This window comes from Thalassospiraceae bacterium LMO-SO8 (assembly GCA_031655335.1).
Classification (GTDB): Bacteria; Pseudomonadota; Alphaproteobacteria; order Rhodospirillales; family Casp-alpha2; genus UBA1479.
In genome coordinates this window covers 2,691,935-2,707,362 of the sequence record CP134226.1, presented here as the reverse complement: position 1 = coordinate 2,707,362, position 15,428 = coordinate 2,691,935, and the positions used below count along the sequence as shown (strand labels likewise).

Below are 15,428 nucleotides of genomic sequence, written 5' to 3'. Positions count from 1 at the left end.
CCCCACAAGACGAATGCCACAAGACGAATGAACGACACGACATGAATGACATGCGGATCAAAGTAGGGACAGAACGGTCATGAGGTTATTGATTATCGGCACGCTCGGCGGTCAAATCGGCGCCGCAAGCCAGATCGCGATGCAGAAGGGCGCCAAGGTCCAGCAGGCCGAAACGGTCGATCGGGCCCTTGAGCAGTTGCGCGCGGGACAGGGCGCTGACCTGATCATGATCGACGTGCACGCCGACATCGCGCGCCTGGTCTCCTCGCTGGAAAGCGAGCGTATCGCCCTTCCCGTCATCGCCTGCGGCGTCGGCAACGACAGCCAGGCCGCCGTCCGTGCGATCAAGGCCGGGGCCAAGGAATACATCCCCCTGCCGCCGGATGCGGAACTGATCGCCGCCGTCCTGCATGCCGTGTCGGTCGAACCCAGCACCATCGTCTACAACGACCCGGGCATGGCCGACGTCATCAAGATGGCCGACCAGATCGCCCCGTCGGAAGCCAGCGTCCTGATTACCGGCGCATCCGGCACCGGCAAGGAGATGATGGCCCGCCATCTGCACGCCAAAAGCCGCCGCAAGGACAAGGCCTTCGTCGCCGTCAATTGCGCGGCGATCCCGGAAAACCTTCTGGAGTCGGAACTGTTCGGGCACGAAAAAGGTGCCTTCACCGGCGCCGTGTCGCGCCGCGTAGGCAAGTTCGAGGAAGCGGACGGCGGCACCCTGTTGCTCGACGAAGTCTCGGAAATGGACCCCCGCCTTCAGGCCAAGCTGCTGCGCGCCTTGCAGGAACGCGAAATCGACCGGGTCGGCGGCGCCAAGCCGGTGAAGGTCGATGTGCGCATCATCGCCACGTCCAACCGCAACCTGCAGGACGAAGTCGCCAAGGGCACCTTTCGCGAAGATCTGTACTTCCGCCTCAACGTGGTCAACCTGGTGATGCCGTCGCTTGCTCGGCGGGAACAGGACATCCCCCTCTTGGCCCGTCATTTCGTAAAAAAGTATTCGGAAGCCAACCACATCGACGAGCGGCCGATTTCCGAAGGCGCCATGAGCCGGCTTAAGGCCCACAGCTGGCCCGGCAACGTGCGCGAGCTGGAAAACGCCATCCACCGTGCCGTGATTCTGGCGACCGGATCGGAAATCGGGCCAGAGACCATCATGGTGTCGGGCACCCAGGGGGCGCCGTCCGCCGGTCTCTCCGACGCGGACATGGAAACCGCGGCCCTGGTCGGGCGCACCGTCGCGGACGTGGAACGCGACCTGATCATCGACACCCTGCATCACTGCCTGGGCAACCGCACGCATGCGGCCAACATCTTGGGCATTTCCATCCGCACGCTGCGCAACAAGCTGCGCCAGTACAGCCAGGAAGGATTTTCCGTGCCGCAACCGGGCGAAGCTGGCGCGGCGCCGGCCCCCTGACCCGGGACGCGAAACAGACCGACCAAGGCATCCGATGAACGACGACAAGAAAATGCCGAAACGAACGACAACGGGAACAAACGATATGACGGCGGGGAACGGTAATGGCTGAGGCGACGCAAAGCGCCACCGCGGCCGCCCGCACGGCCACGCCGCGCGGCGCTCCGCAGTCGGGGCCCGAGGAAGAAGGCGGCAACCCGTTCCAGGGCGTGATCGACCTTCTCAAGCGCGGCGACCTGATCTTCGCGCTCGGCGTCATCGGCATCCTGGTGGTGCTGATCCTGCCCATGCCGACCTGGCTCCTGGACATGAGCCTGGCCTTTTCCATCACCTTCTCGGTGCTGATCCTGATGACGGCGCTGTTCATCGAAAAGCCGCTCGACTTCAACTCGTTCCCCACGGTCCTGCTGCTGGCGACCATGATCCGCTTGGCGCTGAACCTGGCCTCGACGCGCCTGATTTTGGCCGAAGGGCACACGGGAACGGATGCCGCCGGTCAGGTCATTGAGGCCTTCGGCGGCTTCGTCATGCAGGACAACTTCGTCATCGGGATCATCGTTTTCGCGATCCTGGTGCTCGTCAACTTCATCGTCATCACCAAGGGTTCGGGCCGTATCGCCGAAGTGGCGGCGCGCTTCACCTTGGACGCCATGCCCGGCAAACAGATGGCGATCGACGCGGACCTGTCCTCGGGCCTGATCGACGAAGACGACGCGCGTTCCCGGCGCAAGGAACTGGAGAACGAAAGCACGTTCTTCGGCGCCATGGACGGTGCGTCAAAGTTCGTGCGCGGCGACGCCATCGCCGGTCTTCTGATCACCTTGATCAACGTGTTGGGCGGCATGGTGATCGGGGTCGCGCAGAACGATCTGTCGTTCGCCCAGGCCGCCGACATGTACACGCGCCTGACCGTCGGCGACGGCCTGGTCAGTCAGATCCCGGCGCTGATCGTCTCCACTGCCGCCGGTATGATGGTGACCAAGGCCGGCATCACCGGCCCGACCGAAGCAACCCTGTTCCGCCAGCTCGGCGGCCAGCCGAAAACCCTCGGCATGTCGAGCTTCCTGCTGGTCGGCCTGGCGGCCATGCCCGGCATTCCGGCCTTCCCCTTCCTTCTGCTGGCCTTCGCCACGGGGGCCATGGGCTTCATCGTGACGGCCCGCGACAAACGCAAGGCCGAGGAAGCGATTCAGGCGCTTGAGGATTCCACGCCGGAGCCGAGCAAGGCCGCGGAAGAACCCATCGCGACGGCGCTGCGCATCGATTACCTGCGTCTGGAACTCGGCTACGGCCTGCTGTCGCTGATCAATTCGCCGCCCGAGAACGGCCAGCGCCTGACCGACCAGATCAAGGCCCTGCGCCGCCAGCTGGCATCGGAAATGGGCTTCGTCATGCCGTCCGTGCGCATCCAGGACAACATGCAGCTTCCCGCCAATACCTACGTCATCCGGGTCAAGGAAATCGAGACCGGGCGCGGCGATCTTCGGCCCAGCATGCTGTTGGTCATGGATCCGCGCGGCGAGGAAATCACCCTGGCCGGGGAAAAGACCATGGAGCCGACCTTCGGCCTGCCGGCCATGTGGATCGAGGACGCCAACCGCGAAGAGGCCCTGTTCCGCGGGTATACGGTGGTCGATCCGGCAACGGTGGTGACCACCCATCTGACCGAGATCATCAAGGACAACATGGACGACCTGCTGAGCTATGCGGAGACGCAGAAGCTTTTGGACGAGTTGGACAAGGAACAGCAGAAACTTGTCGATTCCATCGTCCCCGGCACGATCTCCCTGGGCGGCCTGCAACGGACGCTGCAAAACCTGCTGGCGGAACGGGTCTCGATCCGCGACCTTCCGACCATCCTGGAAGGCGTCGCCGAGGCCTGCGCCGGAACCCGCAACGTGATGATGATCACCGAACATGTGCGGGCCCGTCTGGCGCGGCAGATTTCCGATGCCAACGTGAACGACCAGGGTTTCATTCCGCTGGTCACCCTGTCGCCGCCGTGGGAGCAGGCCTTCGCTGAATCGATCGTCGGCCCGGAAGATGACAAGCAGCTTTCCATGGCGCCCTCGAAGCTTCAGGAATTCATCGGCGCGCTGCGCACCAATTTCGAACGGCAGGCCATGATGGGCGAAAGCCCCGTCCTGCTGACCAGCCCGGCCATCCGGCCCTACGTGCGTTCCATCGTCGAGCGTTTCCGGCCGATGACCGTCGTGATGTCCCAGAACGAAATCCACCCCAAGGCCAAGATCAAGACCGTGGGGCAGGTGTAACGTACGGCAGAAAGCTACAGGAGAAACGATCATGCGGCTTCTCACATTCAAGGCGGCGAACCTGCGGCAGGCGATGACCCTCGTGCGGCGCGAACTGGGTGACGAGGCAACCATCGTATCGACCCAGACCAACCCGATCAGCGGCGAGGCGCGGATCGTCGCTGCCCGCCAACAGGACGCCAGCGATCCGCGCCTGGGTCATGTCGCCATGGCGCCGGAACAGCGCTTCGACCAGGTGCTGGAAACCCTGCTGCTGCACGGCGTGCCGATGAACCTGGCCGACCGTCTGTCCCAGGCCGCCGCCGACATGGAACCGCGCACGCCGATCGCGGCCCTGACCGGCACCCTCGCCCTCGATTTCAACTTCGTGCCCATCGACGTGACCGCCGACAACCAACGCTTGATCCTGGTCGGCCCGCCGGGCGCCGGCAAGACGCTGGCCCTGGTGAAACTGGCCGCGCGGGCGCTGATGGCGCGGCGCTCCGTGCAGCTTCTGACCACCGACCTGAAACGCGCCGGCGCGGTCGAACAGCTGACCGCCTTCGCCAAGGTCATGGGCCAGGAAGTCTTCATCACCGAAACCGCCGAGGAACTGGCCCAGTTCATGGCCCGCATTCCCAAGCGCACCGTGGTGCTGATCGATTCGCCGGGGGTCAACCACCGATCCCATACGGAAATGGACAACCTGTTCGATTTCGTCAACGCCGCCCCCGCCGAGCCGGTGTTGGTTTTGAACGCGGGCATGGACGCGCTGGAAGCCGCAGATGTGGCCATGGCGTTCAGCGCGCTTGGCATCAAACGCATGCTGGTCACCCGCACGGACGCCACCGGGCGCATGGGCGCGATCCTGGCCGCCATGGAAAGCGCGGGACTGGCCCTGGCCGGAACCACCGGGTCGGCCGATCCCATCGACGGTTTCTTCCCGACGGGCGCCCCTGATCTGGCGGACCTGTTGTACGGCGAGGTTCTCAGCCTGAACGCGGATCTTCCCTTGCGCGACCTCGAAGACGAAGACGTGGATCTGGAAGACCTGATCGACGACCACGAACGGATGATCAACGTCGCCCTTCCGGCCGAGGGCTGAGCCCTTCGGGCGCGGGCGGCCGCAGCGCAATTTGGGGGTCGCATCAATGTCGGAAATTTCCGCACCGCCGCCGCCCCCATCGGTGACGCCGACGGTCACGGCCCCGCCGCCGCCGCCGACCGCCATCACCCTGCCCCCCGCCCAGGCCCAGGTGCCCGTGCCGCAGGCGGTTCTCGACGCCGCCCTGGGGGCGCGCTTCGACCTGCAAATCGCCAACGTGACGCCGCAAGGGCTCGCGACCCTCGAAGGCGTGGTCGGTAAATTGCAATTGCAGTTGCAGGCCCTATTAAACTTGAACCCCGGCGACAAGCTGACCCTGCAATTGAACGGGCGCGGCCCACAGCTTCAATTCATCATCACCGCGATCAATGGCCAGAGCCCGGCCGCGGCCCTCCGCGCCGCGGCGCAGTCCCTACAGGCAGGCGCCCAGGCCACGGCCGGGACGGCGACGCTCAACCTGCCGCCCTTCGCCGAAGGCAACAGCCTGACCGCGACCCTGCTGCGCCCGGCGCCGGGCATTCCGGCGCCGATGCTGCCGACCCTTCTTCCCGCGGCCCCGGCGCCCGGCGCGCTCTCGGGCCAAGGTGGGGCGGCTGTTCCCGGCACGGCGGGAACAGGGACTCCATCCCCCTTCGGTCAACCGTCCGGCCCCGGCGGATCACTGCCCGGTTCTGTCCCCACGCCCCTGACGGCCGGCGTCCCCGGCCCAAGCCAGGCCGGCACCGGGCCGTCTTCGGCAGGCTCCCCGCAGGCCGCCCCATCCCAGACCCTGCCGGCCGGAACCCAGTTCACGGTCCAGATCACGGCCCTGCAACCGGCCCCGCCGGGCGGCTCGGCAGCCCTGACTCAGACCCAGGGGCCGACACCGCCGCTTGCGGCTTTGGGACAGACACTGACCGGGATTGTCAGCGGCACCCAGGCCGGCGGCCAGCCCATTGTCGAAACGCCGCTGGGCCCGATCGCCCTTGCCGGCGCGAACCCGCCGCCCGAGGGGGCCCGCGTGGTGCTGACCGTGACCAGCGCGCCGCTGCCCCCGGCCCAGCCGGAGCCGCTTCTCGACAATGCGAAACTAGCCTTTCGTCAGGCCCTGTTCCTCGACCATCAGTGGCCCGCCATGCGCGAAGTGGTCGAAACCCTGGCCCAGGCGGCGCCCAACACCGCACAGCACTTGCTGCATGCGGTCCTGCCGCGCCCGGACGGCAACATGACGGCGAACATCCTGTTTTTTCTGTCGGCCGTGCGGGGCGGCGATGTCCGCGCCTGGCTGGGCGACAATACCGTGCGGGTCTTGCAGCGGGTCAACCCGGGATTGCTGGGCCGCATGCACGAGGATATGGGACAGTTGTCGCGCCTGGCGGACGAGCCGTCCGCAGGCGACTGGCGCATCTTCATGATCCCGTTCCTGAACGGCGGACAGTTGGAACAGATTCGCCTGTTCACCCGTCCTCAAAGCGAAGACGAAGACGACGCGGAGCACGGCCCCGGCACCCGCTTCGTGGTCGATGTCACCTTGTCGAAGCTGGGACACATTCAATTGGACGGCCTGGTCGATACCGCGCACCGGCGGATGGACATGGTGGTGCGGTCGGACGCGCATTTGCCGCCGGACATGCGCAACGACATCCGTCATCTTTACGAAATGTCGGGTGACATCACCGGGTTCCGGGGCGGCGTCGGGTTCCAAGCCCAGCCCGCAAACTTCATCGCCGTCGACCCTCCGGCTCCGGCCAAGGGCGGCGTCGGACTGGTCGTCTAGGGAGAACGCAAACATGGACCTGTGGCAGCGGCGGGCCGTCCTCGCCCCGACCCCCAATCCGGACCGAAACATCGATTTCGTGTCGAGCCTGAGCGGCCGGCTGTCCGCCCTGGGCGGATCAATCGATGTCGCGCTGCGCTACGTGCCCGACGCGCTGACCGTCTCGCCCGCCGCCTTCGCCGCCTACCTGCGGGCGCTGGAAGGCGGCGATTGGCCGTCCCATGAAAATCTGGCGACGACGATCCTACAGGATGTCAGCAACGAACTGGTGCCGCGCTGGGTCCAGGTCGTCACCCGCCGAGGTGCCGCGGATGATGTGTCGGAACATAAAATTCTGGTCGAGGACCGCCAGCCGCAATGGAACAACGCGGCCCTTCTGGCACATCTGCATTCGATCTGATCGAACGCCGGCGTTCACCCCGCCGTACGGGCCGCCTTGCGGCGCGCCGACTGGCGGCGATAAAGCTGTAGGCCGAGCTCGTCCAATTCGCCCTGCTCCCGGCGCGCTTCTTCCAATGCCGCCTCGCGCTTACGGATTTCGTCGGCGACCTGATATTTCTTCAATTCCATGAAGGCGCGGCTGAGGATGTCGCGGGCCTCCAGAATCTCCTTCTCCTTGGCACGGATCTTCTGATCGAGAAGGGCGCGTCGGTAACGGAACAGGTTATAGTAGGCACCGAAGGTGATGCCCATTTCACTGGACCCGGCAAGAGCCTGTTCCCGTTTCAATTCGGCCTCCAGATCGCGGACCTGCTGATCCAGTTCATTCAGCCTGCGGATATGCTGGCCAAGCTCGCGCCGCCGTTCATCGACGGTCCATTCATGCAGGCGGATCAGGTTCTTCAGACCGGCGGCCATGGGGTCTCTATGTCTCCGTCAGGCCCGCGTCACGCCGCCGGGGCCGTGCCATCGGCGGGCGCCGTAGCCGCGTGTTGCGGCTCGGGTGCAGGCATCTCAAGGGTTTCCGCCAGCAGGCGGTAGCAGTTGTCGAGGTCCGTGACATCACCGATTTCCTGACCCAGGAACGCTTCGATGGCGTCATAATACTTGATTGCCTCATCGACCTTGGGGTCCGAGCCGCGGCGATAGGCGCCGAGACGGATCAATTCCGCCATGTCTTCGTAAACGGACAACAGCTGCCGCGCGCGGACGACCAGAGCATTCTGTTCCGGCGTGTTGCAGGCCGGCATGGTTCGGGACACGCTGCGCAGGATATTGATGGCGGGATAGCGGCCCCGTTCGGCGATGGCGCGGTCAAGCACGACGTGACCGTCCAGGATGCCGCGCACGGCGTCGGCCACGGGCTCGTTGTGATCGTCGCCCTCGACCAGCACCGTGAACAGCCCGGTCACGTCGCCCTGCCCCTGACGGCCGGGACCGGCACGTTCCAGTAGCCGCGGCAACAGCGCGAAAACCGAAGGTGTATAGCCCTTGGAGGCCGGCGGTTCGCCCACCGCCAGGCTGATTTCGCGTTGCGCCATGGCGACGCGGGTGACGCTGTCCATCAGGCACAGCACGTTGGCGCCCCGGTCACGGAAGAATTCCGCCACCGCCATGGTCATGAAGGCCGCCTGCCGGCGCACCAAAGGTGGTTCGTCCGAGGTCGCCACGACGACCACGGAGCGTTTCAGGCCTTCTTCGCCCAGATGATCCTCGATGAATTCGCGGGCTTCTCGGCCGCGTTCACCGACCAGGCCGATCACGCTGACCTCGGCGTCCGTGTTGCGCGCCATCATGGACAGCAGCGTCGATTTGCCGACCCCCGAGCCGGCGAAGATGCCGAGCCGCTGGCCCCGGCAGCAGGTCAGGAAGGTGTTCATGGCGCGCACGCCGAGATCGACCTTGCCACCGATCCGCGACCGCTCGTGCGCGGGCGGCGGCACCGTATGGATCGGATAGGGGGTCGCCCCCGTGGGCAGCGGCCCCTTGCCGTCGATGGGTCGGCCGAAGGCATCGATGACACGGCCCAACCAGGCCTCGACCGGATAGATGACCGGCTCCGACGCGCCGACCTCAACCTTGCAACCCATGCCGATGCCGTCGACGGCGCCAAACGGCATGACCAGCGCCTTGCCGTCGCGAAACCCGACGACCTCGCAGGGAATCTTGCTGCCGTTCTTGGTCGTGATATCGCAATGATCGGAAACCGAGACCGCCCCCTGAAGGCCCTCGACCTCGACCAGCAGGCCGACGATGTTGGCGACCCGGCCAAAGTAAATCTGCCCGGTGTGCCGGTCGACTTCATTCAGAATGTCATTGACGAACGTGTACAAGCGCTTTGACCGCGAATCCGAATACCGTTTTTATTGCCTGACCATACTATCACGGACAACGGTTGATGGAGTGTTAAGCCTCTGCTTAATAACGAAATATTCCTGGGGACAGGACCTCAACTTGCGCCGATTCGCTGCGGAGGTTATGGTTAACAAAGGTTAATGCGTCCGATTAAGGAGGCCGTTCATGCGTGTGCTGCTCGTCGAAGACGATCCCTCGACCCAGAAAAGCGTCAAGATGATGCTTGAATCGGCCAACATGGTCGTCGATACGACCGACCTGGGCGAGGACGGGTTGGAGATCGGAAAGCTCTACGACTACGATATCATCGTGCTCGACATCATGCTGCCGGACATGGACGGGTTCGAAGTCCTGCGCCGGTTGCGCGATTCCCGGGTCAATACCCCGGTGCTGATCCTGTCTGGGCTGGGCGAGTCGGAAAGCAAGGTCAAGGGGCTCGGCCACGGCGCCGACGATTACCTGACCAAGCCCTTCATCAAGGAAGAGCTGATGGCCCGTATTCAGGCCATCGTTCGGCGCTCGCAGGGCCATGCCCAGTCGGTCATTCAGACCGGCCGGCTGATGGTCAATCTGGACACCCGAACGGTCGAGGTCGACAGCCAGCCGATCCATCTGACCGGCAAGGAATACGGCATTCTCGAACTGCTCAGCCTGCGCAAGGGCACGACCCTGACCAAGGAGATGTTCCTCAACCATCTTTATAACGGCATGGACGAGCCGGAATTGAAGATCATCGACGTGTTCATCTGCAAGCTACGCAAGAAGCTGTCGACGGCGACCGGCGGGGAGAACTACATCGAAACGGTCTGGGGGCGCGGCTATGTGCTGCGTGATCCGGAACCGGCGCAGAAGGCCGCGGCCAACGGCTGACGCCGGCCGCGCAGCCAAGTCCATGAACAAGAGGCGGGGCATTCCCGCCTCTTTTTGTTTAAGGGATTAGGCCCGGGGCCTATTTTCCGGTCAGGGCGTAGACGCCGCGTTGGCCCGCCACCGGGGCGAACTTGTCCGACACGCCGAGAACCGTTTCGGCCCCACCCAGGAACAGCATTCCGTAATCGGGCATCAGATCCGCCACGCCGGCCAACACCTTGGTCTTGGTCGGCTGATCGAAATAGATCAGCACGTTGCGGCAGAACACCACGTCGAACTTGCCCAAAGGCGCCAGGTTTTCAAGAAGGTTATAGTACTTGTACTGAACCATGGCGCGGATTTCGGGCTTCAACTGCCATTGATCATCCACCTTGTCGAAATACTTGACCAGCATGGTGATGGGCAGGCCGCGCTGCACCTCGAACTGGGAATAGAGCCCGTTTTCCGCCTTCTTCAGAACCTGGCGGGAAATGTCTGTGCCGATGATCTCGATCCGCCAACCGGCGAGTTGGCCCCCTGCTTCCTTGAGAAGCATGGCCAACGAATAAGGCTCCTGCCCGTTCGACGCGGCGGCGCACCAGATGCGCAGGGATTTCTTGGCGGCGCACTTTTCCAGCATATGCGGCAGAACGTGCTCGCGGAACAGGTCGAAGGGCTTGATATCGCGGAAGAAAAACGATTCGTTCGTGGTCATCGCTTCCGTGACCTCGACGATTATCGCCTCGTTGTTCGACTTGCGGATTTCCGCGATCAGTTCCTCGACGCCCTTGATGTTGTGGGCACGGGCCACGGGCATCAGGCGGCTTTCCAGCAGATAAGCCTTATCCTCGTTCAGGACCAAGCCCGAACGCTGCTTCAGCATCGTCGACATGAACTGGAAATCATCCGGCTTCATGCGGCCCTCGTGCGCAACTTACTCATGACATGCGGGCCCAAATCCTTAAGCGGCAGAACCGCATTACACAAACCGGCCGTGGCAACCGCGCCCGGCATTCCCCAAACAACACTAGAGGCCTCGTCTTGCGCAATAACCGTGCCACCCGCTTCGACCAGGACCTTGGCGCCATCGCGGCCGTCATGCCCCATCCCGGTCAAAATGACCGTCAGAACCGCGCCGCCGAATTCGGCCGCGAGCGACCGCAGCATGGGATCCACGGAAGGCCGGCAGAAATTCTCGGGCGGGTCTTGGTTGGTGCGGATCACCATGCCCGTCCCGGATTTTTCAACCGTCATATGAAAATTGCCCGGCGCCACGTAGATATGGCCCGGCTGCAGGGACATGCCGTCGGTGGCCTCGGCGCAGGGCCAGCCGCTGGCCTTGGCGATATGCTCCGCCAGAATGGTGGTAAAGGTCGCCGGCATGTGCTGGGTCACCACCACCGGGATGTTGATATCGGGCCGAATGTCCTTGAAAAGCTGGAACAGGGCCTGCGGTCCGCCGGTCGAGCTGCCGACCGCCAAAATGCGCGGGCGGATCGTCCCGCCGTCCGTCCGCAACTGCACAGGTTTTTCGTAAAGCGGCTTGGCGACCCGTTCCTTGGGCACCGGAACGGCCGACGCGGCGCCCGGCGTCGACGGCGGACGCCGGCTGATCAGGCCGAGTTGGCGGATCTTTTCCAAAAGCTCGTGCTTGAACGTTTCGCCGCCGGAAATCTCACGCGTCGCCGTCGGCTTCGGGACATAATCCGTCGCGCCGGCCTGAAGGGCGCGCAGGCTGATGTCGGCGTTCTTTTCCGTCAAGGTCGACGCCATGATGATCTTGACGTCGGGTTTGATCTCCAAAAGCTTCGGAATCGCCGTCAGGCCGTCCATCACCGGCATTTCGATGTCCAGGATGATGACGTCGACGGGGTTCGCTTTCAGGCGGTCCACGGCCATCTGGCCGTTGCCGACCGACGCAGCGACACGCAAGCCCGGCTCGCCCTCGATCATGCGCGCGATCAGGCCGCGGATCACGGCGGAATCATCGACCAACATGACGCGGACTTCGTCACTCGTCATCCGTAACCCCTTATCGCGTCGCGATAAACCACATCCGCCGCCCGTCGGTCGGCAGACAGTTAAAGAAGGCCGACCTGCGAGAACTTCGCTTGGATAATCTCGCTGTCGAATGGCTTCATGATGTACTCATTCGCACCAGCTTCGATCGCTTCCTGGATATGCTGGATGTCGTTTTCAGTGGTGCAGAACACGACAATCGGGCCACCACCACCCGGCAGCGCGCGCAATTCCCGCAAAAACTCGATGCCACTCATCACCGGCATGTTCCAATCCAGCAACACGGCGTCGGGCAGCTTTTGCTTGCACGCATCCAGGGCTTCCTGGCCATCAGCCGCCTCAATCGTCTCGAAGCTGAGTTCTTCGAGGATCTTCCGCGCGACCATCCGGATTACTTTCGAGTCGTCAACGATCAGACAAGATTTCATTAGCCCACCCGCGTCAGTTCGTCTTCGGTTGCATACGGATTACCGTTACCTCGGCTGCCATCCGTAAGTTTCCCTGCACTCCCAGATGCCGACTGCACCAACCTGGATAACAGGACTTATGCTGATATCGCAATAACGATCCTTACGCCATGCGTTTCGAACGAACGGCCAAAACCCTAGCCCGCGCGGCCGGACGCCGCCCCTGCGACAGTCTGCGCCAAGCTGGAAACCAGGGCCTCACGGTCGAATTTTGCCACGTAATCATTGAAACCCGCGTCACGTCCACGTTCGAAATCGGCGCTCGTGGCACGGGCCGACAGCGCCACCATGGGCACTTTTTCCCACGCCCCGCCGCGGCGAACTTCGCTCGCGAACTCGAAACCGTTCATCCCCGGCATTTCGATGTCGGAAATGATGACGTCAAAGGCCGCACCCTTGTCGCGCATGGTCAGCGCTTCCTGGGCGCTTTGCAGCGCCGTGACCTGCCACCCCGCGACCGACAGCAGCGGCGCCAGGAGGTTGCGGAAAAACGGGCTGTCGTCGATCAGAAGCGCGCGACGGCGCCTCCCCGAAGCACTTTCGATTTCCGCGGTATCCGCGGAGCCGAACCAGTCGGAGAACGCCTGAGTCAGGAAGTAGCCCGCGTCGATCACGTCCGTCGCCTTGCCGGCAATGACGGCACTGCCGATCAGGCCCGGGATATCCGTGGTCAGTTCGATCTTCAGGCGGTCGTCGACGATATCGACGATCTCGTCCACGACCAGCCCCATGGAGCGTTCGCGGTCGGTGAACACCAGGATCGGCTGGCGGCCCGTTTCCTTGAACTGATGGGTAGCGGCGAACGGGACCAGCGGCATCAACTGTTCGCGGTACTGCACCATGACCTGACCGTGCGAGGTTTCGGTCTCGGACATGTCGATCTCTTCGAGTCGCGCAACCAGGGCCAACGGCACGGCCTTGAGTTCCGGTCCGCCGGCACGGAACACCAGCAGAGACGTCGTTTCCTCGTCCGTCGACACGGCCTGGATATCGGCTTCCGAACGGTGCTCGGTATCCATTTCCCCGGCGGCCTCGGCGATGCCGTTGGGATCCAGGATCATGATCACGCTGCCGTCGCCGAGGATCGTGTTGCCGGAATAGAAGGTGATGTCGCGCAGGATCGGCGCCACCGGCTTGACCACGATTTCCTCGGTATCGAACACCCGGTCGACGATGATGCCGAAGGTGTTGGAGCCGACCTGAGTGACGACGATGAACACTTCCTCGTCGTCGGCGATCGCTTCCGCCACCAGAGCGTCGGTGGTTTTGGGCGCCGCGTCCCCGTCCTTGCCGCCGCCGTCGCTCTTGTCGGCCTCGGGCGGGTCCTGAAGGCGCAGCAACTCGCGCAGCGAAATCAGCGGCAACAGCCGGTCACGCAGGCGCAGCACGGCTGATTCGTTGATCATCTCGATGGCGTTTTCCGACTGCGCGGAGGCGCGGACCAGTTCCAGAACGCTGATCTGCGGCACCGCAAAGCGTTCGCCGCAGCACTCGACGATCAGGGCCGAAACGATGGCCAGGGTCAGCGGAATCTTGATGGTGAAGGTCGAGCCCTTGCCCGGCGTCGTCTTCAATTCGACGGTGCCGCCGATTTTCTCGATGTTGGTGCGCACCACGTCCATGCCGACGCCGCGGCCCGACACGTTGGTGATCTTTTCCGCCGTCGAAAACCCGGCCTTGAAGATGAACATGCCGATCTGCTGATCGGTCATCTGCCCCAGGTCGGCTTCGGTCGTCAGGCCGTTTTCCAGCGCCTTCTGCTTGATGCGGTCGATGTTCAGGCCGCGTCCGTCGTCGGCGATCTCGATGATGATGTGGCCGCCTTCGTGGTAGGCGTTCAAGGTGATGGTCCCGGTATCGGACTTGCCGGCGGCCTGGCGGCCCTCGATGTCTTCAAGCCCGTGGTCGGCCGAGTTGCGGACCATATGAGTCAGCGGATCCTTGATCAGCTCCAGAACCTGGCGGTCCAATTCGGTTTCCGCGCCGAGCATGACCAGCTCGATCTTCTTGCCCGATTCAACGGCCAGGTCACGCACGATACGCGGCAGCTTGGCCCAGGCATTGCCGATCGGCTGCATCCGCGTCTTCATGACGCCTTCCTGCAAATCCGTGGTGATATGCGACAGGCGCTGCAACGGCACCGTGAATTCGCTGTCGTCCAGGCCGCGCACCATCTGCAGCAGCTGGTTGCGGGTCAGCACCAGTTCGGAGACCAGAGTCATGAGGTCTTCCAGAACGTCAACGTTGACGCGGATCGACGATGCGGCGACACCGCCCCCGGACTTGCCCGTGTCCTTCTTTTCCGCATCCTTGGACGGGGCGGGGGCCGGCACGCCGGCCTTGGACGCCTTTTCGGCTTCGCGCTCCCGCTCCATCTCGGCGCGCAGTTCCGCTTCCGTCGCGGCGCGGGCGCCGGCCACCTGGGCGGCCTCGACCTCGTCCAAAAGTTCCTGGGCCACGGGGGCGCCATGTTCATTGGTCGCCGGCGTGGCGGCCTTGGCGGCCTCGGCGGCGCGCTCGGCGGCCAGTTCAGCCTCAAGCTGCTCCTGGGATGCGGCCTTCACCCCCTGGGCCGTCGCGGCTTCGACCTCGGCCAGCAGTTCGGCCGCCACCGGGGCACCGAATTCATTGACCGCGGCGGCGCCGCCCGCGGAGGCTGCAGCAGCGGGGGCCGCCGGCGCCGCCTTGGCGCCGCCACCTTCCGCATAGGCGTTCAGATCATCGATCAGTTCCTGGTCGTCGCCTTCAGGCTCTGACCCCGTTTCTTCGAGCTTGCCCAGCAGGTCGCGGACGCAGTCCAGGCATTTGAGAATGAGCGTCACCGCCTCGGGCGTGACTTCCAACTCGCCGTCGCGGAACTTGCCGAGCACGTTCTCACCGGCATGGGCCACCGATTCCAAACGCGGCAGCCCCAGGAACCCGCAGGTCCCCTTGATGGTATGGACCAGACGGAAAATGTTCCCGAGAATTGCCTTATTGTCCGGTTCTTGTTCGAACTTGACCAGTTCGACATCGAGCACGGCAAGGTTTTCCGAGGTCTCGGTAAGGAATTCAGTGAGAAGGTCGTCCATCTGTGCGCTCCTGGGAGCCGGCGGCCCCGAACATAAGTTTCCGCATAAATTGGTGTGCAACAAAGGCGTTTCGGCCTATTGCACGCCGTCTACGTTAGTCCCGCATCGGGAGAACACGCGAATTCCGCCGTGATTCCGACCGTCCGCGCCGCCTCCCGGTATGAAAATTTCTAAGGCTCGGGAAATTA

Annotated in this window: 12 protein-coding genes; 6 read left to right on the top strand and 6 right to left on the bottom strand. The window is 63.8% G+C overall.

Going from position 1 to position 15,428, the window contains the following annotated elements:
* Positions 1 to 79 precede the first annotated feature (79 nt).
* The 5 genes from RJ527_12945 to RJ527_12925 all read left to right on the top strand — a co-directional run bounded on the left by RJ527_12945 (position 80) and on the right by RJ527_12925 (position 6,939).
* Positions 80 to 1,426 carry a sigma-54 dependent transcriptional regulator gene (locus RJ527_12945; protein ID WND74946.1) on the top strand — a complete coding sequence of 449 codons (1,347 nt, stop codon included), beginning with the start codon at positions 80 to 82 and terminating at the stop codon, positions 1,424 to 1,426.
* Positions 1,427 to 1,530: 104 nt separating this feature from the next.
* Complete coding sequence (gene flhA / locus RJ527_12940) at positions 1,531 to 3,699, top strand: flagellar biosynthesis protein FlhA (protein WND74945.1); 2,169 nt, start codon at positions 1,531 to 1,533, stop codon at positions 3,697 to 3,699.
* Between the two features lie 31 nt (positions 3,700 to 3,730).
* Positions 3,731 to 4,783, top strand: a complete 1,053-nt coding sequence (locus RJ527_12935; protein ID WND74944.1) for an AAA family ATPase — start codon at positions 3,731 to 3,733, stop codon at positions 4,781 to 4,783.
* A gap of 46 nt (positions 4,784 to 4,829) precedes the next feature.
* Positions 4,830 to 6,539 carry a hypothetical protein gene (locus RJ527_12930; protein ID WND74943.1) on the top strand — a complete coding sequence of 570 codons (1,710 nt, stop codon included), beginning with the start codon at positions 4,830 to 4,832 and terminating at the stop codon, positions 6,537 to 6,539.
* 13 nt (positions 6,540 to 6,552) lie between these two features.
* Entirely contained in the window at positions 6,553 to 6,939 is a 387-nt protein-coding gene (locus tag RJ527_12925; GenBank protein WND74942.1) for a hypothetical protein, read from the top strand.
* Between the two features lie 14 nt (positions 6,940 to 6,953).
* Here RJ527_12925 and RJ527_12920 read toward each other — a convergent pair whose 3' ends face one another.
* Together RJ527_12920 and fliI are read right to left on the bottom strand one after the other, a co-directional pair.
* Entirely contained in the window at positions 6,954 to 7,397 is a 444-nt protein-coding gene (locus RJ527_12920; protein WND74941.1) for a flagellar export protein FliJ, read from the bottom strand.
* A gap of 29 nt (positions 7,398 to 7,426) precedes the next feature.
* Positions 7,427 to 8,812 carry a flagellar protein export ATPase FliI gene (gene fliI, locus RJ527_12915; GenBank protein ID WND74940.1) on the bottom strand — a complete coding sequence of 462 codons (1,386 nt, stop codon included), beginning with the start codon at positions 8,810 to 8,812 and terminating at the stop codon, positions 7,427 to 7,429.
* A gap of 187 nt (positions 8,813 to 8,999) precedes the next feature.
* Between fliI and RJ527_12910 the strand changes: the two genes are divergently transcribed.
* Positions 9,000 to 9,704 (top strand): response regulator transcription factor, encoded by a 705-nt coding sequence (locus RJ527_12910; protein ID WND74939.1) that lies wholly within the window; start codon positions 9,000 to 9,002, stop codon positions 9,702 to 9,704.
* Between the two features lie 79 nt (positions 9,705 to 9,783).
* Here the strand turns inward: RJ527_12910 and RJ527_12905 are convergent, their stop codons facing one another.
* From RJ527_12905 to RJ527_12890, 4 genes are all read right to left on the bottom strand, one after another.
* Positions 9,784 to 10,599: a protein-glutamate O-methyltransferase gene (locus RJ527_12905; GenBank protein ID WND74938.1), complete on the bottom strand. Its 816-nt coding sequence runs from the start codon at positions 10,597 to 10,599 to the stop codon at positions 9,784 to 9,786.
* Positions 10,596 to 11,705 carry a chemotaxis response regulator protein-glutamate methylesterase gene (locus tag RJ527_12900; GenBank protein WND74937.1) on the bottom strand — a complete coding sequence of 370 codons (1,110 nt, stop codon included), beginning with the start codon at positions 11,703 to 11,705 and terminating at the stop codon, positions 10,596 to 10,598. Before RJ527_12900 ends, RJ527_12905 begins: the two co-directional genes overlap by 4 nt.
* Positions 11,706 to 11,764: 59 nt before the next feature.
* A complete protein-coding gene (locus tag RJ527_12895; protein WND74936.1) occupies positions 11,765 to 12,130 on the bottom strand; it encodes a response regulator in 366 nt (121 codons plus the stop codon).
* Positions 12,131 to 12,306: 176 nt separating this feature from the next.
* Positions 12,307 to 15,240 carry a chemotaxis protein CheW gene (locus RJ527_12890; protein WND74935.1) on the bottom strand — a complete coding sequence of 978 codons (2,934 nt, stop codon included), beginning with the start codon at positions 15,238 to 15,240 and terminating at the stop codon, positions 12,307 to 12,309.
* Positions 15,241 to 15,428: the final 188 nt, after the last annotated feature.

What these genes read in the sequence shown, in the direction of transcription:
- RJ527_12945 (WND74946.1), top strand. Translation starts at nt 80, where the DNA reads ATGAGGTTATTGATTATCGGCACGCTCGGCGGTCAAATCGGCGCCGCA.
- flhA (WND74945.1), top strand. Translation starts at nt 1,531, where the DNA reads ATGGCTGAGGCGACGCAAAGCGCCACCGCGGCCGCCCGCACGGCCACG.
- RJ527_12935 (WND74944.1), top strand. Translation starts at nt 3,731, where the DNA reads ATGCGGCTTCTCACATTCAAGGCGGCGAACCTGCGGCAGGCGATGACC.
- RJ527_12930 (WND74943.1), top strand. Translation starts at nt 4,830, where the DNA reads ATGTCGGAAATTTCCGCACCGCCGCCGCCCCCATCGGTGACGCCGACG.
- RJ527_12925 (WND74942.1), top strand. Translation starts at nt 6,553, where the DNA reads ATGGACCTGTGGCAGCGGCGGGCCGTCCTCGCCCCGACCCCCAATCCG.
- RJ527_12920 (WND74941.1), bottom strand. Translation starts at nt 7,397, where the DNA reads ATGGCCGCCGGTCTGAAGAACCTGATCCGCCTGCATGAATGGACCGTC.
- RJ527_12910 (WND74939.1), top strand. Translation starts at nt 9,000, where the DNA reads ATGCGTGTGCTGCTCGTCGAAGACGATCCCTCGACCCAGAAAAGCGTC.
- RJ527_12905 (WND74938.1), bottom strand. Translation starts at nt 10,599, where the DNA reads ATGAAGCCGGATGATTTCCAGTTCATGTCGACGATGCTGAAGCAGCGT.
- RJ527_12900 (WND74937.1), bottom strand. Translation starts at nt 11,705, where the DNA reads ATGACGAGTGACGAAGTCCGCGTCATGTTGGTCGATGATTCCGCCGTG.
- RJ527_12895 (WND74936.1), bottom strand. Translation starts at nt 12,130, where the DNA reads ATGAAATCTTGTCTGATCGTTGACGACTCGAAAGTAATCCGGATGGTC.
- RJ527_12890 (WND74935.1), bottom strand. Translation starts at nt 15,240, where the DNA reads ATGGACGACCTTCTCACTGAATTCCTTACCGAGACCTCGGAAAACCTT.